Below are 16,377 nucleotides of genomic sequence, written 5' to 3' on the forward strand. Positions count from 1 at the left end.
TGCCGGTCAGGCTAGCTTCCGCAGTGCCAGAGCCAGGAAGATGATGCACATGAGCCAGACGGCAAGGATGAAGATCAGTCCGACCCGGCTGGAGGGATGCTCGATGCGCCCTGTCGCCTCCGTACGAAGCTCGTTCATCACCTCTATTGGCACGAGCCGGATCGCCAGCACGATGCCGAGCGGCACGATAAGGAGGTCGTCGAGATAGCCGAGGACGGGGATGAAATCGGGGATGAGATCGATGGGCGACAGCGCATAGGCTGCAACGGCGCCGGCCACCGCTTTGGCATGCCACGGCACGCGGGAATCGCGGGCGGCAAGCCATAGGGCGACGATGTCACGCTTCAGTAACTTCGCCCAGTTTTTGGCTTTTGATATCAGTTGCATGGCCAATCTTCCTGAATCAAATTCATAATGAGTTCAACCGGTTCCTAAGACGCCCTCTCGCCTTGTTCTTCCATGCTTCCGCCCTCTTTCCTTTCTAGCGTCGGGCCGCAGAACAGGATGGTTTTAGGCCGGTTCGGCCTAAAATCTGAATCCTGTTCGCAATAAATAGTTAGAGCATGATGTCGTCCGAAAACCGCTCACGCTTTTCGGCATCATGCTCTAAAACGTTCCTCAAGAGGATTCACAAGGGATACCCATGCAAGGCCTGTTCAAGCGCGCCTCCGTCTCGCTATTCGCTCTCATGCTCGTTCTGCCGGCTGCGGCCCATGCGCAGACGGCAAAGACCGTACCCGAGAGCCAGATGCAGATGCAGCTCTCCTTCGCGCCGCTCGTCAAACAGACGTCAGGCGCCGTCGTCAACGTTTATGCGGAAAAGACCGTCCAGCGGCAGTCGCCCTTTGCTGGCGACCCTTTCTTCGAGCAATTTTTCGGCCAGCAGATGCCGAACCGTTCGGAGAAGCAGTCTTCGCTCGGCTCCGGCGTCATCGTCGAGGCGAACGGCACTGTCGTGACCAACAATCACGTCATCGAGGGCGCCGACGATATCAAGGTGGCGCTCTCGGACGGCCGCGAATTCCCCTGCAAGGTGGTACTGCGCGACGACCGTGTCGACCTTGCCGTGCTGAAGATCGACGCCAAGGAAAGCTTTCCGACATTGCCGATCGGCAATTCCGATACGGTCGAGGTCGGTGATCTCGTGCTGGCGATCGGCAATCCCTTCGGTGTCGGCCAGACGGTGACGAGCGGTATCGTCTCGGCGCTTGCCCGCAACCAGGTGATCAAGAACGAGTTCGGTTTCTTCATCCAGACCGATGCCTCGATCAATCCCGGCAATTCCGGCGGTGCCTTGATGAATATGAAGGGCGAGCTGATCGGCATCAACACGGCGATCTTCTCGCGCGGCGGTGGATCGAACGGCATTGGTTTCGCCATCCCCGCCAATCTGGTCAAGGTCTTCCTCACCTCTGCCGATGCCGGCGTCAAATCCTTCGAGCGGCCCTATGTCGGCGCGAGCTTCGATGCCGTGACCTCGGAAGTGGCTGAGGCGCTGGGGCTGAACAAAGTCCGCGGCGCGCTCGTCGTCAAGGTTTCGGAAGGTGGGCCAGCCGCCAAGGCCGGGCTGAAGGCCGGCGAAATCGTCACCGCCGTCGACGGAATTTCCGTCGAGCATCCGGATGCGCTGCTCTACCGGCTGACGACGGCCGGTCTCGGCAATTCAGTCAAGCTCACCGTCATCGAGAATGGCCGCGAGGAGCAACTGCCGCTGACGCTTGCCCGCGCCCCGGAAACCTCGCCGCGCGACCAGCGCACCATCGGCGGACACACGCCGTTTACCGGTGCCGTCGTCGAAAACCTGTCGCCGCGTGTCGCCGACGAGCTGCGCATGCCGCCCGAATCGGCAGGCGTCGTCGTATCCGAGGTGAAGGAGGATTCGCCTGCCGCCCGTCTCGGTTTCGAACCGAAGGATATCATCGTCTCGATCAACGGTACCGATGTGAAGTCGACCAGCGAACTGTCCGAGATCGCCGATAGCGACCCCGGCCTCTGGCGGGTCGAGATCGAGCGTGACGGCCAGCGCATCCGGCAATTCTTCCGATGAGCAACGATCTCTTCGCGCCGCGCGTTCCGGAGGAGGTCGCCGCCAGGCGGCCGCTTGCCGACCGGCTGCGGCCGAAGACGCTTGCCGATGTCACCGGTCAGGAACACCTGACCGGCGAGGATGGCGTGCTGAAAAGAATGATCGAAAGCGGCTCGCTCGGCTCGATGATCTTCTGGGGTCCGCCCGGCACCGGCAAGACGACGGTGGCACGGCTGCTTTCGGGCGAGGCGGGCCTGGCCTTCGAGCAGATATCGGCGATCTTCTCCGGCGTCGCCGACCTGAAGAAGGTGTTCGAGACAGCCCGTTTGCGGCGTATGGACGGCCGTCAGACGCTGCTCTTCGTCGATGAGATCCATCGTTTCAACCGCGCCCAGCAGGACAGTTTCCTGCCCGTCATGGAGGATGGCACGGTCATCCTCGTCGGCGCCACCACCGAGAACCCCTCCTTCGAGCTCAACGCCGCTCTGCTGTCGCGTGCCCGTGTGCTCACCTTCAAGTCGCATGACGAGGAAAGCCTTGAGGAACTGCTGAAGCGTGCCGAGACGATCGAGCAGAAGCCGCTGCCGCTGACGGAGGATGCCCGCGTGAGCCTGATCCGCATGGCCGACGGCGATGGCCGCGCCGTGCTGACGCTCGCCGAAGAAGTCTGGCGCGCGGCGCGCGAAGGCGAGAGCTTCGATACCGAAGGCCTGACGCGCATCGTCCAGCGCCGTGCCCCGGTCTACGATAAGGCGCAGGATGGCCACTACAATCTGATCTCGGCACTGCATAAATCCGTACGCGGCTCGGATCCCGATGCCGCGCTCTATTATCTCGCCCGCATGTTCGATGCCGGCGAGGACCCGCTCTATCTCGGCCGGCGGCTGGTGCGCATGGCTGTGGAGGATATCGGTCTTGCCGATCCGCAGGCACTGGTGATCTGCAATGCCGCCAAGGATGCCTATGAGTATCTCGGCTCGCCGGAAGGCGAACTGGCGCTTGCCCAGGCCTGCGTCTATCTCGCCACCGCCCCGAAATCGAATGCCGTCTACACCGCCTTCAAGGCGGCAAGCCAGGCCGCCAAGCAGAACGGCTCGTTGCTACCGCCGAAGCACATCCTCAACGCGCCGACCAAGCTGATGAAGGGTGAGGGTTACGGCGACGGCTATCGCTACGACCACGACGAGCCGGATGCCTTTTCCGGCCAGGATTATTTCCCGGAGAAGATGGGACGCCAGATCTTCTATGATCCGCCGGAACGCGGCTTCGAGCGCGATATCCGCAAGCGGCTGGAATGGTGGGCGAAGCTTCGCAAAGAGCGTAATCCGCGCTGAAGCCCGGCGAACCTCAGGAGGCGCGCGGCGTCTTCTGATTTGCCGGCGCGGCGATCACCTTGACGGACGATTCCGCAAGCCCGTGATGACCTTCCATATCGACGATGACATGCCAGTGACCGCTTTCCGGAACGGCGATCTTGATCGGCGATTTGCGTGCCACGCCGCCGATATATTTGAAATCGAGAACCTCAGTAAACCGCTGAAAATTCGGGGCCGTCATCAGGCGGACATTGTTCGCCGCATTCAACGACACCTCGATGATCGTTCCGGCGCGTTGTTCCTTGAGATCGTAATGGGTGAAGCGGAAATTCGGTTTCGGCATCGGTCTCGCGGCGTCTGAAGTCTCTGCGCCAGGATTTTACCAGAATGTGGGTTAAGGAAAAGTTGGAAATCGGCCGTTCAGCTCATGTCTTCGTACTCCCGCTGCATGAAAACAGCGGGAGTACGGCAAGATTTAGTGGATATTCGCCGTGCCGCGCGCAAAGGGCGCGAGTTCGAGCACCATGCCTGCGGCCGCCCTGTGGATATCGGCGGAGAGGCAGTTGCATTCCCCAGCTGCGAAATGGAGGGCGGCCGCTTCATTGATGAAGAGCCCGCCGACGAGGCCGTCGCGGTCGTGGACGATCCAGCGGCCGCTTCTGTTGCGGCCGACGGTGAAGCGGGCGGAAGGCGAAAGTGCTGCAGCGGGAAGGCTGCGGCGTTGCTGTGCGTTTGCCATTGTGGTGATCCTTCGGTCCTGATGCTTCAACGGGAGATGAGGTCGAACATCATCTGGACCAGGCCAGCAAAGGCCAGCGTCATCGCAAGGCGGGGTGCAATCGCGACAAGGCCGGAGAGTATCGAATGGGAGGGATCGGCGGCGAGTGTGCTGATGTGGCCGCGTTGCAGCGGGTCGCTCTCGGCACTCGGTTCAGTCAGGCGTGACATCGGTTTGTCCTTTCGAAGTCTCAACCGCCGCTTGATCGAGCGGCGGTGTCACGCTTCAAAAATAAGCTCCGGTGGATAGGGTTTCCATTTGGCGGCGAAAACGAAAATATAAAAATCTCATAGGGATAACGCCATCCCCGCGCTGTTTTCGTCAAGGAAGGGCGCAAGCGCCTTGCCGATGGCCAAACGCACCTCCGGCTCGGCAGCGACAAGCGGAAGGCGAAGCTCGGCCTCCAGGCCGCGCATCAGCCGGAGCGCGTATTTGATCCTCGACGGATCGCCCTCCGGCCCGTGCTGCCTGCTGCATCGAGGTGAAGAGCCTTGGCAGAACGTTGGCGCCCGGCGAGATCGCGCCGTCGCCGCCAGCGATGGTGAAGGCGAGCGCGGAAGGGTCATGGCCGGAAAAGAAGCGGAAGCGCTGTCGCAGGATCGGCGAAAGGCCGGCGAAGCGAGCGATGTCGCCCGTCGCGTCGCGAATGCCGACAATCCCCGGGGATGGCGGCCAGCCTGCCGAGCGTTTCCGTCGAAAGATCGCTCGCCGTCTGCGCCGGCGCGTGGTCGACGATGACAGGCAGTCGGCTCGCCGCTGCCACCTGTTCGAAGTGGTGGATGATGCCTTTCTGCCCGGGCTTGGAATAATAGGGCACGGTGACGAGTGCGGCGGCGGCGCCGAGCGCTTCCGCCTCTCGGGTGAGCGCGATCGTGCTTTCGGTGGAGTTGGTGCCGGTGGCGGCGACGACAGGCACGCGGCCGGCGGCCGATTGGATGCTGAGGTCGATCACCTCAGCGCGCTCCTGCGGCGAAAGCGTCGGGCCTTCCCCTGACACGGAGCAGACAGCAAGCCCGTCGACGCCGCTGAGGATCTGCCATTCTGCAAGCGCCCGAAACGCCGGCCTGTCGAGGCCGCGATGGCGAAACGGTGTGACAAGAGCGGTGATCGCGCCGCCAAGGCGCGGCATTCTCGCCGTTTCCATGGCGGATCTCAGAGCGCGCCGAAAACGATGTAGAGCTCGACGCAGGCGAGCACCACGCCGAAGACGATCAGCGCCTGGGCGGTGCGCTTCTCGCGCATCTGCTTACTGCCGCGGGTGATCCTGTGTGGACGAGGGAACTGAAAACCGGAAGACATGACATCTCGCATGGCATTTGACCTTTGCAGTGATGACGAAAGGCTAATGCCGCTTGCGATAGGAAATCCATTCGGAGCGAGGCGCGAAAATATAGGAATGACATAAAGACCAATGAGAGAAATTTCGAAGTGCGGTGTCGGAAAGACATGAGCGCCGCCGTCCTTGCGGTATCGACGCAAACATGGGAGCAAGGACATGTCGAAGATGACGCTGATTTCGATGATCGCAACCGCTGCCGCATTCCTGGCCGCGCCCGATATATCAGGCGCCGACAGCAGCACGCCTGTTATCGAGGAGAAGAAGGCTGCAGCGCCGATTGTCAGGAAGGGAAGTCTGCCGGTCAACGGCATCGATTATTATTACGAGATTCGCGGTGAGGGCGAGCCGCTGCTGCTCCTTCACGGCGGCCTCGGGCAGATCGAGATGTGCGCGCCGGTCATGCCTGTTTTCACCGACCACCGGCAGGTGATCGCCGTCGATCTGCAGGGCCATGGCCGCACGCCCCTCGGCAAGCGGCCGATCGAGCTTCCGGCCATCGGCGCCGATCTGGCAATCCTGGTGAAGCAGCTCGGTTACGACAAGCTCGATGTCTTCGGCTATTCCTTTGGCGGCGGGGTGGCGTTGAACATGGCGGCGAACGCTCCCGACCAGGTGCGCCGGCTAGTGATCCTCTCGGCACCCTATGCGCAGAACGGCTTCTTCCCGGAGATGCTGCCGCAGCAGGCGGCCGTCGGCGCCGGTATGGCCGACATGATGAAGGACACGCCGATGTTCCTCTCCTACAAGGCGGTGGCGCCTGACGTTTCGGAATTTCCGAAGCTGCTCGACGCCATGGGCGCGCTGATGCGCGAACCCATCGACTATAGCGATGCCGTCGACAAGCTCACCATGCCGGTCATGCTGATCTATGGCGATGCCGACATGATCCGGCCCGAGCATATGATCGACTTCTACCACAAGCTCGGCGGCGGTCTGCGCGATGCGGGCTGGATGCGGGAAAACATGTCGAAGAACCGGCTGGCGATCCTGCCCGATCTCACCCACTACGAGACCTTCGCCTCGCCCCTCATGGCGACTATGGCGATGACCTTCCTCGATGGTGGCGGCAAGGCGCCGAACTGGGCCGAGCAGGTCGGAAAGTAAGCGAAGACGGCCGGGTTTTCCCGGCCGCCCTTCCTCCGCAATCAGCCGCCGCGCTGGTTTTCCCGATCCAATTGCGTCACCAGCGCCAGGATCGTTTCCGACACCGGCGTCGGCACGGCGCCCAGGCGTCCGAGCGCCACCACCATGCCGACCAGCGGCGTGATTTCTAGCGCCTTGCCGCCGATCAGATCCTGCAGCATCGATGTGCGCACGCCGCCGATATGGCGCGATTGTTCCAACCGCTGCTCGACGGTCATGCTGAACCGCGCGCCCAAGGCCTCGCCTACGGCGCGGACCTCACTCATCACCTTGCCGACCGTAGCCGAAAGGGCGGGATCCGCCATGATGTCGGTCATCAGCGCCCTGGTCAGCGCGCTGATCGGGTTGAAGGCGGCATTACCCATCAACTTGCTCCAGATCTCGCCGCGAATATCAGGTGTCGTCGTAATGCTGAGGCCGGCGCCGGTCAGCAGCGCGGCGATTGCCTCGAGATCGGGCGAGATTTCGCCGGAGGGCTCGCCGAGCACGAAGCGGCCGTTGTTGGCAAGCTGGATCTCGCCGGGGTTGATCACCTCGGCACCCTGATAAGCGACGCAGCCGATGACGCGCTCCGGCCCGATCAGCCGCCAGAGCCTGCCGCCGGGATCGAGCTCATCGAACTGCAGTTCGGCATGCCGGCTCTGGGTATCGCGGTGAAAATACCACCACGGAATGCCGTTGAGGATCATGATGACGCGGGTGCCCTCCTTGAGGAGGGCTGCAATGCCTTCGGCAGCGGGTGCCAGCTGATGCCCCTTTAGGCCGGTGATGACGAGATCCTGCGGCGGCAATGTCCCGGGATCGTCGGTCGCGGTAAGGCGAACATTGAGCGGCCTTTCCGAATCGGCTTCGCGCAGGCTGAGACCGTTGTCGCGGATGGCGTCGAGATGGGCTCCACGCGCAACGACGGAGATGATGGTGTTGTTTCCGGCTTGGCTTGCAAGCTTGGCGGCGATAGCGCCGCCGAGTGCGCCAGCGCCATAGATGCAGATGGACTTGATGGACATGCTCGCCTCTTCATGGTGGTGATCGAACCTAGATCTAGGTCATTCCAGGTGTGAGGCGAATGCTAATTTGCCGCATCATGCGCTTTCCTGCGGTCACAGCGGCGCTGCCGCCGCATCCCGAGATCTGGGATGCGGCGGGCAGTGCCTTTCAGGCCAAGGCCGTTGCATCGCTTGGAAAATCCGTGGACAGCGCGAGTTCGCGCCAGGCGGCAAGTTCCTTTTCGACGCTGGCATGCTGCTGCTCGATGACGGCCACCGTGTCGCTGCCGAACGGCATCCTTAGCGGCGGATCGGCCGAGTTGACCATCGTCATGATGCCGGTGGCGAGCCTGGCGGGATTGCCGGGCTGGGCATGGTTGGCGTCGGCGGCGAAACTGCGCATGTTGCCGGCCGGCGTGCCTTCGTAATCGGCGATGGAGGCCGGGCTGATCGCCAGCGACGTGTCGGCGAGGAAGTCGGTGCGGAAGAAGCCGGGCTCGACGATCGTCACCTTGATGCCGAAAGGTTCGAGTTCGGCGGCCATCGATTCGGAGAGGCCTTCGACGGCGAACTTCGTCGAGCCGTAGACGCCCCAGCCGGGATAGCCGAAGTAACCGCCGATCGATGAGAAGTTAAGGACATGGCCGGAACGCTGGCGGCGCATATAGGGCAGCACGGCGCGCGTCACTTTCAAGAGGCCGAAGACATTTGTGGCATAGAGCTTTTCGACCTCTTCGGCGGTGGCTTCCTCGACAGCGCCGAGCAGGCCGTAGCCGGCATTGTTGGCGAGGACGTCGATACGGCCGAAGCGGGCGATGCCGGCAGCCGCTGCCTCCTTGGCCTGCGCCTCGTTGGTGACGTCGAGGGCAACGGCCAGCAGGTTCGGATGCTCGCCGAACTGCTCGGTGATGGTCTTCGGGTTGCGGGCAGTGGCGATAACGGCATCGCCTGACGCAAGGGCTTCCTTGGTCATCAGCGCGCCGAAGCCGCGGGATGCACCAGTGATGAACCATACTTTCATGACGAATTCCTTTCGAGAGCTATTTGGTTGGCGTCGCATCTCTGCGCTGACCGGTTGAATTTGACCGAAAATCCGTTGCTGTATAAGATTTGTTATTCTTGAAACTATGATGAGTGACATTCAGGAATGCGCGCCACCGAACTTTCCGAACTCGCTGCCTTCGCGGCCGTCGCCCGGCACAAAAGCTTCCGCAAGGCGGGCGAGGAGAGGGGTGTCACCGCCTCCGCGGTCAGCCACGCCGTGCTCAATCTCGAAGATCGGATCGGCATCCGCCTGCTCAACCGCACGACGCGCAGCGTTTCGCTGACCGAGGCCGGCGAACTGTTGATCTCGCATCTCGACCCGGCCTTCGGCGAAATGGCTGCGGCGCTGGATGCGCTGAACCGCTACCGCGACACGCCATTCGGCAAGGTGCGGATCAACGTTCCGAACTCGATCGGCCCCTTCGTCATCGGTCGTGTCATCGGCCCGTTGCTCAAAAAGAATCCCAATTTGCAGCTGGAGATCAACGCCACGGACAGGCTGGTCGATATCGTCGAAGAGGGCTTCGATGCCGGCATCCGCTTCGGCGAACGCGTCACCGAGGGCATGATCGCGTTGCGTATCAAGCCGCGCATCCGCTTGGTCGTCGTCGGCTCGCCCGCCTATTTCGAGACCCGGCCGAAACTGGCGACACCGCACGAACTCAAGCGCCATCTCTGCATCCAGAACATGTTTCCTTCAGGCGCGCGTTACGCCTGGGAATTCGAGAAGGACGGCCAGGCGGTGAGCTTTCAGCCGACCGGACCGCTGTCGCTCGACGATCACGAGCTGATGATGCAGGCAGCGCTCGGCGGCGTCGGCCTTGCCTATGTCTGGGAGCCGCGCGTGGAGAAGGCGATCGCCAGCGGCGAGTTGATCCAGGTGCTGGACGACTGGTGCCAGCCGGAGGAACCGCTCTATCTCTACTATCCGAGCCGCCGCCACATGTCGGCGGGCTTCAGGGCGTTCATCGACGCGATGAAGGCGGAGTAAAAGAGGCCAGCATGCCGGCGATGGTCTGAAGCGCCTCGAAGTAAACCGTAAGGTCGCGGGCGGGATCCGCCGGGAGCGCGGCCGCACGGAACACCTTGCCTCCCGTCGCCTCGACCCCTCCGTCGATCATCAGGTTGTCGGCCATCCCGTGATTTTCGATCGCAATGCCATCCGGTCCGCGTGGGCGCCCGCTCGTCTCATCGATATCGAGCCCCGCATACCAGATCGAGCGAACACGCAGACCGTAGTCGTCGGGGTGATTGGTATAGGCGAAGACCGCTTTTCCCAGCGCAATCATAAAGCCGATCTCATAGACCGTACCCGGATCAGCGCTGACGCCTCGAAAGGGAGTGATGTTGGCAAGGCAGATCTCGGCTCGACGCATGGCATCGTCGTTGCGTGCATAGATCTCTGCGGCCGTCCGCTTCACCGGCGTCTGGTTTTCGTCGCTGCCGGGACCGGTCGGCTCGAAGCCGAACTGGCGCGCCAATCGGCGTTTCTCGGCCATGATGGGCATGGCATCCGGAAGAAAGACTTCCGGGCCGGCAAGGTAAATGGTGGTCATCGGTATCCTTCACTCACAAGCAAGACGAGGCGCCGGGATAGGGGACAGCCAGGCACGTCGTCCATTTCCGACGGAAGCGCGGCAAATGGCAAGCCGTGCAGGCAGGCATTGTTCAATTTTTTAAGAGCAGTCTGATGAATCCACAGTGAACGGGCAACTGCCAACTTTCATTCCAGGCAGAGTGGAGGGACGTCCAGAGGATCCGCCCTATCTCCGTCATCGAGTCGCCGCTTGATGTGGACGGCCCTCAAGGCGGCCATCGACCGCACCCAGGCCCGGACGGGTGCGGCGATGTTCGTGGAGTGAAAAAGCTTGGGGTTCGAGCCTGTCACCCTTTTGACTCCGGTGGACGAACCGGCCAAAGATGCCGCATGGCCAGTATCGTCGGGAGAGGTTGATGAACGGTCGGATTTTGCCAGTTGGTATTCGAAGAGCCCCAAAGCGGCTCAAACGTCTGTTCCCCGCGTTGGCTGCGCTGATGCTGCTCGCCTCGGCGGCGGTCGGGCGGGACATTGGGCCGCAAAGCTCGGCCTCGCGCGAACAGGTCGAAAAACTTGTCGGCCTCTGGAAAGATCACTTTGCCGGCGCCGATAGCCTGCAGCAGCGGCGGACAGCCTTCAGGACGCTGATGGAGACGATGCCGGGGCCGACGCGCATCCAGGTTCGGCAGGTCGATGCCGACGGCGTCGATGCCGAGCTGATGTGGCCCGCTCGTCTTCATCATCCGATCGGCCAAAGGGTGATCCTCTATATTCATGGCGGCGGCTTTTCCAGCGGCTCGATCCGCACGCATAGCCTGCTTGCCGGCTCGCTCGCCAAAGCCGCATCCAGCGACATTCTTCTCATTGATTATCGACTGATGCCCGAATATGCCTATCCCGCGCAGATCAACGACGCGCTGACGGCCTATCGCTGGCTTCTCGACAACGGCTATCGGAGCGAGAATGTCATCGTGGCCGGAGACGGCGCCGGCGGCAATATCGCGATCGAGACGGTGCTGCGGCAGATGCAGGCGGCAAAGCCGTTGCCGGCGGCTGTGATTGCGCTCAGCCCCATCACCGATCTTGCCGCGACGGGTGACTCCATGACATCAAACGCCGGAAGCGATCCGCTGGTCGGCAAGGACTGGATCGAGACCTTGCGCAAGACCTATCTCCGCAGCCGGTCTCTGACCGATCCCCAGGCATCGCCGCTCTACGCCGACATGGCCGGCTTTCCGCCGCTGTTGCTGCAGGTCGGCTCCGGCGAAGTCCTGCTGGACGATACGCTGCGGCTCGCCGACAAGGCGCGCGTGGCGGGCGTGGACGTCACCACCGAGGTATGGCCCGGCATGCCGCATCAGTGGCAGCTGTTTCCCTCGCTGCTCGACGATGCCGATCGGTCGAGCCAGAATATCGCCGAATTTGCGATCCGGCATTTTGCGGACAAACCGCAGGAATAGGGGCTGCAGGACTAGGTCCAATCGACATTCAGGATTCCCAAATCGCTTGATCGCTGATTCATAGAGCACCGTGTTAGTCACGGAGGTCGATGATGTCGATTAGGCGGTATGAACTGAGCGACGCTCAGTGGCTCAAGATTGCATCCTTATTGCCTGGTAAGATTGGCGACCCGGGGCGTAGCGGCTCGGACAACCGTCTGTTCATCAATGGTTGCCTGTGGGTTTTGCGCTCCGGCGCACATTGGCGCGACCTGCCGGAGCGCTATGGCAAATGGAAGACGGTGCATAAGCGTTTCAGCCGCTGGTGCCATGCCGGCGTATGGGAGCGGGTGTTCGAGGCGCTGACAGCAGACCGCAACAACCAGTATCTGATGATCGACAGCACGATCGTTCGCGCCCATCAGCAAGCCGCCTCCGGAAAAGGGGGGCCAAGGATCAGGCGTTGGGGCGTTCCCGAGGCGGACTGACCACCAAGATCCATATGCTGGTTGATGCCCTTGGCCGACCGCTGCGTTTCATCGTAACCGCCGGTCAGGTGGGCGACATCACGCAAGCGCCGGCTCTTCTGAAGGGACAGAGCGGCGATGCCGTGCTGGCTGATAAAGCTTATGACAGCAATGCCTTGCGGGAAACAATCACCAGCATGGGAGCCGAAGCAGTCATCCCGTCAAACCGCTCGCGCAAGATCATCATCCCCCACGACGAAGCCGCCTACAAAGATCGTAACCGCATCGAGCGATGCTTCAACCGTATGAAGCACTTCCGACGTTTCGCCACTCGATACGACCGCAGAACAATCCATTTCGAAGGATTCGTCTATCTCCTCGCCGCAATGATCTGGCTGCGGTGAATGTCGATTAGTCCTAGGCGTCCTGGCGCCTCCGTCATCGCATCATTGCGCGCGAGACGGTGACGGCGCCAGAGGCCGCTCGACCTCTCGGCCGACGCTGAGCGTCTTTCGCACATTCGGCTCCAGCCGCTCGATGTAGGCATGGTCGGGTGCAGCACCCAGCGCATCCAACATTTTCGAGAAGAAACACCGGGCCGCTGCAGCAGCCGTGACGTCGAAGACATCGGCGTCGCTCAGCCCGTGTTTCTTCAGCCCGTCGATGTCCTGCTGGGTCACCGACGTCGCATCGCGCGCCACCTTGGCGGCAAAGGCCATGATCGCGCGTTCGCCGGCATCGATCGGCGCCTTGTCCGTCTCGTTGACAACAGCCGTCAGCCCGTCGCTGGTGAAACCCTCGCGCAGCAGCACTGAGCCGTGCGCCAGCATGCAATAGGAGGATTTGAGCTCCTTGGCCGCCGCCAGCGTCACCAGCTCGTAGCGCCGCAAGCTCATATGGCCGCGAATGCTCGAAAGCAGCGCTGCCCAGCTCTCCATCACCTCCGGCCGATGGCCGAAGGCCCGATACATGTTCGGCAGATAACCATAGTTCGCCTCGGCCGACGCATACATCGACGTCGTCTTCTCGCTGGCGGATGCATTGGGGGTGTGAATGAAAGCCATGGCATGATCCTCCTCTATTGTGAGAAGGATAGGGTAGATATTCAGGACAGCAATCCTGAAATATCAGGCAGCGTCATTGGTCGCGGAAGCGTTACCACTTCTCTTGATGGGAAGGGTTACGATAAACGTCGATCCGCATCCTCTTGCGCTTCGAACCTCTATCGAGCCGTTATGCAGTTCGACGATCTGCTTAACCAGGTTGAGGCCGATACCGGTTCCGGCAATCCCGGTCGACGTCCGGGCACGAAAATAACGCTGGAACAGCCGGGGCACGTCTTCGGCATCGATCCCCACCCCATCATCGCTGATCGAAACTTTGACGTTCCCCGTTTCTGCCCATGCCGTGACGCGAATTTCGGAGGTTCCGGGCGCGTACTTGACGGCATTGGAAAGCAGGTTGGTAAAGACCTGCGCCAAAGTGCGGGGATCGGCGTCGATGAACTCCGGCAGCCCATCGATATCCAACACAAGCCTGTGCGACTTTGCGATCGTCGACTGCCGCTCGCAACAGGTTTTTATCAATGATCTCAATGCGCATGCGTCGTAGCTGATGTCGATCTTGCCGGTATCAAGGCGTCCGGCTGACAGGATGCTCTCCATGAGATCGACAATCCGGGTCACCGATGCGCGGATTTGATCGACCTTGTCGCTGAGAAATTCGGGCTCGACCGCCCCCCTTTTTCGCAGCAGCCGCTGGGCAGCAGCGTCGATGATTGCAAGTGGGGTCCTGAATTCATGGGATGCCATCGCAACGAATTGCCGCTGCAGCTCGTTGATGTTCCGCTCCTGCGCCAGCATTCGCTCGAGTTCTCGCGCCTGCCGCTCGACTTCCGCCGTGCGGCTCTTAACCGTCGCTTCGAGCTGATCGTGATGCCGGCGCAGCTCTTCGGCAAGCCGCACGGTCTTTGTCACGTCCTCATGCGTGGCCACGTATCCACCCGTTTGCATCGGATTGTGGGTGATCTTGATAACGCGTCCATCTGCCAAAACGATATTTTGGCTGGCCGGCGCACCGCGTGCTGTCGCTTCAAAGACCACGTCAAAATAGGCGGCGGTATCGGCCGGGCCATTTCCCTCTCGGCTGCGATAGGCGAGGATATCCACAAGTGGTGTCCCCGGTTGCGTTAGCAGGTCCGGCAGATTGTACATCCGCGCGTAGGAGGCGTTGCACAATATCAGGTTCTTGGTCGAATCGAACATGCACAGCCCATGCGGCATGTTGCTGAGCGCTGCGTCGAACCGGCGATGTTGTTCGGTCAGACTGTCTTCGACACGAATGAGAGTCGAGATGTCTTCGTAACTGAGGATCCAGCCTCCATCCCGCGATGGGGCGCAGGTCAGTGACACCATTCCTCCGTCGGAAAGGGCAAACTGAGACGTCGGCGGTCCACCGGCCGTCGACCGCCGGGATGCCACTGAACGGCAGTCTGCAGCGCCCGGCAATCCGTGGATATTCATGCCTTTGCGAATGGCGCCTTGCGGAAGACCGAGAATATCAAGCGTGCGTGAATTGAATGCCGTCACGGTACCGGCAGGATCAAGCAGAACAATGCCCTGAGGCAGGCTCTCCAGAATGGATTCAAACGAGTGTGACATCATCCGGCCCTGCTTCAGATCTGGCGCGTTGCACGTATTCGTAGCATTCGTCACAAACGATAAAGTTTCGCTAATGTCTATCGAATCGAGGGATGTTCGAGTGCGCATCGAGAAACAAGGGACGATCCTCTCCGACCATGTCGGCGAATACTTGGAGAAGCCGTAGCCCCAGAACGGTCAACTCGGCGCGCAGTTTCATGTCTCCATGTTCTCCACTGGGTTTGTCGCAGCGTCTATGAACGCAGAATAGGAGCCCTTCCTGCTTTTGCCGGAATGTCCGCCCATTGCGCCGCATAGATCGCTTCGACGGAAGTACCGGGCGAGCCCGAATCTTCCACATTTTTGCTGCCAACGCATCGGTCGGTCGTGCGCCACGCACGATTTTGCAGGTCGAAAAATATCGACATACGCCTCTCAGTCAGGGTCATTTTTTAGATCGTTCCAATTTTTATGATGAGATTCCGGCAATCGAGGAGGCGGAAATTTGCCGAATATGCTCCCAATGGATAACGGCACGTATAAATTTCACTTGACAGAATTGGAACGTTCCAAATATTTAAAGCGATCGGTCGATCGTTGGCGCGGGAGGAAGATGTGACAAAGGCGCGGGTAACCGTCATTGACATTGCGAAGGCCGCCGGCGTCTCGAAATCGACGGTTTCGCTGGTGCTTCAGGGCTCTTCCCTGGTCAATGAGGGGACGCGCACCAAGGTCAACGCCGTGATGCGTGAGCTGGGCTACGTCTACAATCGCGGCGCAGCCAATCTCCGGCAGGCCGGCGCCAAATCGAGGATCATCGGGGTCGTCGTCAACGACCTGACGAACAGCTTCTTCGCGGAGCTGGCAGTCGGCGTCGATATGGTCGTTCAGTCGGCCGGATTTGTGCAGTTCCTGTCGAACACCAGCGAGAGCATCGACAGGCAGCGCGAAGTTGTCGCATCGATGCGGGAACATGGCATTTCGGGGCTCATCGTGTCGCCGGCGCGCGCCACCGATGCCGCAGATTTCAAACCACTCGTCGCCGCAGGGATTCCGGTGGTGGTCGTCGTCAGAAACCTGCCTGGCGCCAAAGTCTCGTCCGTCGTCTCCGACAACCGGGCTGGCATGATGTCTGCAGTCAAGCACTTGGCGGACCTTGGTCACAAGCGCATCGCTTTTCTCGGCGGCTTTCCCGACACCGCTGTCTTCGACGACCGCCTTGCCGGTTACCGAAGCGGCATGGAGGCAGCCGGTCTCGACTATCACCAAGAACTTGTCATCTCGTCGGCGCCTTCGCGAGCCGGCGGGGTAGAGGCGATCGGAAAAGCAATCGTTCTTGCCGACAAACCCTCAGCAGCCGTCTGCTTCAACGATGCCGTAGCCTTCGGTGTTTGCGACGGATTGCGTGCGCGCCGTCTGGAACCCGGCTCCGACTTCGCGGTCGTGGGTTTCGACGACGTCATCGAGGCTCAGGCGGCGGTTCCGGCGCTGACGACCGTCTCGGTCGATCCGCAGGGCATCGGGCGCCGCGGCGCCCAACTGCTTCTCAAGCAGATTAATGCGGGCAAGGCCGAGGCGGAGACGGTGACGACAGCTGTTCGGCTGGTTGTTCGCGAGAGCTGCGGAGCCCGCAAGAGCGTGAAAATTGAAACAGGACTCTGAG

General features: G+C 61.2%; 17 protein-coding genes and 2 pseudogenes. 7 read left to right on the plus strand and 12 right to left on the minus strand.

The window, feature by feature from the left end:
- Positions 1-6 precede the first annotated feature (6 nt).
- Positions 7-387: a YkvA family protein gene (locus AC2444_RS07380; RefSeq protein WP_012757030.1), complete on the minus strand. Its 381-nt coding sequence runs from the start codon at positions 385-387 to the stop codon at positions 7-9.
- Between the two features lie 256 nt (positions 388-643).
- Between AC2444_RS07380 and AC2444_RS07385 the strand changes: the two genes are divergently transcribed.
- Both AC2444_RS07385 and AC2444_RS07390 read left to right on the plus strand, forming a co-directional pair.
- Positions 644-2,047: a DegQ family serine endoprotease gene (locus AC2444_RS07385; protein ID WP_012757031.1), complete on the plus strand. Its 1,404-nt coding sequence runs from the start codon at positions 644-646 to the stop codon at positions 2,045-2,047.
- Positions 2,044-3,360 (plus strand): replication-associated recombination protein A, encoded by a 1,317-nt coding sequence (locus tag AC2444_RS07390; RefSeq protein ID WP_012757032.1) that lies wholly within the window; start codon positions 2,044-2,046, stop codon positions 3,358-3,360. The genes AC2444_RS07385 and AC2444_RS07390 overlap by 4 nt, the downstream gene beginning before the upstream one ends.
- Before the next feature lie 13 nt (positions 3,361-3,373).
- Here the strand turns inward: AC2444_RS07390 and AC2444_RS07395 are convergent, their stop codons facing one another.
- The 5 genes and pseudogenes from AC2444_RS07395 to AC2444_RS07415 all read right to left on the minus strand — a co-directional run bounded on the left by AC2444_RS07395 (position 3,374) and on the right by AC2444_RS07415 (position 5,419).
- Positions 3,374-3,685: a DUF1883 domain-containing protein gene (locus AC2444_RS07395; RefSeq protein WP_012757033.1), complete on the minus strand. Its 312-nt coding sequence runs from the start codon at positions 3,683-3,685 to the stop codon at positions 3,374-3,376.
- Positions 3,686-3,817: 132 nt separating this feature from the next.
- Positions 3,818-4,081, minus strand: a complete 264-nt coding sequence (locus AC2444_RS07400; protein WP_012757034.1) for a hypothetical protein — start codon at positions 4,079-4,081, stop codon at positions 3,818-3,820.
- Positions 4,082-4,107: 26 nt separating this feature from the next.
- Entirely contained in the window at positions 4,108-4,290 is a 183-nt protein-coding gene (locus tag AC2444_RS07405) for a hypothetical protein (RefSeq protein WP_012757035.1), read from the minus strand.
- A 117-nt stretch (positions 4,291-4,407) separates the two neighbouring features.
- Positions 4,408-5,264: pseudogene (locus AC2444_RS07410) on the minus strand (dihydrodipicolinate synthase family protein).
- An 8-nt stretch (positions 5,265-5,272) separates the two neighbouring features.
- Positions 5,273-5,419, minus strand: coding sequence for a hypothetical protein (locus AC2444_RS07415; protein ID WP_164902823.1), 147 nt, complete (start codon positions 5,417-5,419; stop codon positions 5,273-5,275).
- 196 nt (positions 5,420-5,615) lie between these two features.
- Between AC2444_RS07415 and AC2444_RS07420 the strand changes: the two genes are divergently transcribed.
- On the plus strand, positions 5,616-6,563 hold the full coding sequence (locus AC2444_RS07420; RefSeq protein WP_128450392.1) for an alpha/beta fold hydrolase: 948 nt from the start codon (positions 5,616-5,618) through the stop codon (positions 6,561-6,563).
- 41 nt (positions 6,564-6,604) lie between these two features.
- Here the strand turns inward: AC2444_RS07420 and AC2444_RS07425 are convergent, their stop codons facing one another.
- Positions 6,605-7,609: a ketopantoate reductase family protein gene (locus AC2444_RS07425; protein WP_012757039.1), complete on the minus strand. Its 1,005-nt coding sequence runs from the start codon at positions 7,607-7,609 to the stop codon at positions 6,605-6,607.
- A 148-nt stretch (positions 7,610-7,757) separates the two neighbouring features.
- Positions 7,758-8,609, minus strand: coding sequence for an oxidoreductase (locus AC2444_RS07430; protein WP_012757040.1), 852 nt, complete (start codon positions 8,607-8,609; stop codon positions 7,758-7,760).
- A 126-nt stretch (positions 8,610-8,735) separates the two neighbouring features.
- Between AC2444_RS07430 and AC2444_RS07435 the strand changes: the two genes are divergently transcribed.
- Positions 8,736-9,623: a LysR family transcriptional regulator gene (locus AC2444_RS07435; protein ID WP_012757041.1), complete on the plus strand. Its 888-nt coding sequence runs from the start codon at positions 8,736-8,738 to the stop codon at positions 9,621-9,623.
- Here AC2444_RS07435 and AC2444_RS07440 read toward each other — a convergent pair.
- On the minus strand, positions 9,598-10,188 hold the full coding sequence (locus AC2444_RS07440) for a nucleoside 2-deoxyribosyltransferase (protein WP_012757042.1): 591 nt from the start codon (positions 10,186-10,188) through the stop codon (positions 9,598-9,600). The two genes, AC2444_RS07435 and AC2444_RS07440, sit on opposite strands and share 26 nt — an antisense overlap.
- A gap of 466 nt (positions 10,189-10,654) precedes the next feature.
- Between AC2444_RS07440 and AC2444_RS07445 the strand changes: the two genes are divergently transcribed.
- Together AC2444_RS07445 and AC2444_RS07450 are read left to right on the plus strand one after the other, a co-directional pair.
- Positions 10,655-11,629 carry an alpha/beta hydrolase gene (locus tag AC2444_RS07445; RefSeq protein WP_171815715.1) on the plus strand — a complete coding sequence of 325 codons (975 nt, stop codon included), beginning with the start codon at positions 10,655-10,657 and terminating at the stop codon, positions 11,627-11,629.
- 92 nt (positions 11,630-11,721) lie between these two features.
- Positions 11,722-12,479 (plus strand): annotated as a pseudogene (locus AC2444_RS07450) (IS5 family transposase).
- Positions 12,480-12,521: 42 nt separating this feature from the next.
- Here the strand turns inward: AC2444_RS07450 and AC2444_RS07455 are convergent.
- From AC2444_RS07455 to AC2444_RS07465, 3 genes are all read right to left on the minus strand, one after another.
- Positions 12,522-13,139: a carboxymuconolactone decarboxylase family protein gene (locus tag AC2444_RS07455; RefSeq protein ID WP_012757044.1), complete on the minus strand. Its 618-nt coding sequence runs from the start codon at positions 13,137-13,139 to the stop codon at positions 12,522-12,524.
- A gap of 63 nt (positions 13,140-13,202) precedes the next feature.
- Positions 13,203-14,738 (minus strand): sensor histidine kinase, encoded by a 1,536-nt coding sequence (locus AC2444_RS07460; RefSeq protein ID WP_012757045.1) that lies wholly within the window; start codon positions 14,736-14,738, stop codon positions 13,203-13,205.
- A 230-nt stretch (positions 14,739-14,968) separates the two neighbouring features.
- Positions 14,969-15,142, minus strand: coding sequence for a hypothetical protein (locus AC2444_RS07465; protein WP_017993663.1), 174 nt, complete (start codon positions 15,140-15,142; stop codon positions 14,969-14,971).
- Positions 15,143-15,329: 187 nt separating this feature from the next.
- Between AC2444_RS07465 and AC2444_RS07470 the strand changes: the two genes are divergently transcribed.
- The gene (locus AC2444_RS07470; protein ID WP_012757046.1) at positions 15,330-16,376 is read left to right on the plus strand and encodes a LacI family DNA-binding transcriptional regulator; all 1,047 of its coding nucleotides are present in this window, start codon (positions 15,330-15,332) and stop codon (positions 16,374-16,376) included.
- Position 16,377 lies beyond the last annotated feature (1 nt).

Source organism: Rhizobium sp. WSM1328, assembly GCF_057653715.1.

Coding starts and splice junctions, on each gene's coding strand:
- AC2444_RS07380 (WP_012757030.1), bottom strand. CDS start 387: ATGCAACTGATATCAAAAGCCAAAAACTGGGCGAAGTTACTGAAGCGT.
- AC2444_RS07385 (WP_012757031.1), top strand. CDS start 644: ATGCAAGGCCTGTTCAAGCGCGCCTCCGTCTCGCTATTCGCTCTCATG.
- AC2444_RS07390 (WP_012757032.1), top strand. CDS start 2,044: ATGAGCAACGATCTCTTCGCGCCGCGCGTTCCGGAGGAGGTCGCCGCC.
- AC2444_RS07395 (WP_012757033.1), bottom strand. CDS start 3,685: ATGCCGAAACCGAATTTCCGCTTCACCCATTACGATCTCAAGGAACAA.
- AC2444_RS07400 (WP_012757034.1), bottom strand. CDS start 4,081: ATGGCAAACGCACAGCAACGCCGCAGCCTTCCCGCTGCAGCACTTTCG.
- AC2444_RS07405 (WP_012757035.1), bottom strand. CDS start 4,290: ATGTCACGCCTGACTGAACCGAGTGCCGAGAGCGACCCGCTGCAACGC.
- AC2444_RS07415 (WP_164902823.1), bottom strand. CDS start 5,419: ATGTCTTCCGGTTTTCAGTTCCCTCGTCCACACAGGATCACCCGCGGC.
- AC2444_RS07420 (WP_128450392.1), top strand. CDS start 5,616: ATGTCGAAGATGACGCTGATTTCGATGATCGCAACCGCTGCCGCATTC.
- AC2444_RS07425 (WP_012757039.1), bottom strand. CDS start 7,609: ATGTCCATCAAGTCCATCTGCATCTATGGCGCTGGCGCACTCGGCGGC.
- AC2444_RS07430 (WP_012757040.1), bottom strand. CDS start 8,609: ATGAAAGTATGGTTCATCACTGGTGCATCCCGCGGCTTCGGCGCGCTG.
- AC2444_RS07435 (WP_012757041.1), top strand. CDS start 8,736: ATGCGCGCCACCGAACTTTCCGAACTCGCTGCCTTCGCGGCCGTCGCC.
- AC2444_RS07440 (WP_012757042.1), bottom strand. CDS start 10,188: ATGACCACCATTTACCTTGCCGGCCCGGAAGTCTTTCTTCCGGATGCC.
- AC2444_RS07455 (WP_012757044.1), bottom strand. CDS start 13,139: ATGGCTTTCATTCACACCCCCAATGCATCCGCCAGCGAGAAGACGACG.
- AC2444_RS07460 (WP_012757045.1), bottom strand. CDS start 14,738: ATGATGTCACACTCGTTTGAATCCATTCTGGAGAGCCTGCCTCAGGGC.
- AC2444_RS07465 (WP_017993663.1), bottom strand. CDS start 15,142: ATGTCGATATTTTTCGACCTGCAAAATCGTGCGTGGCGCACGACCGAC.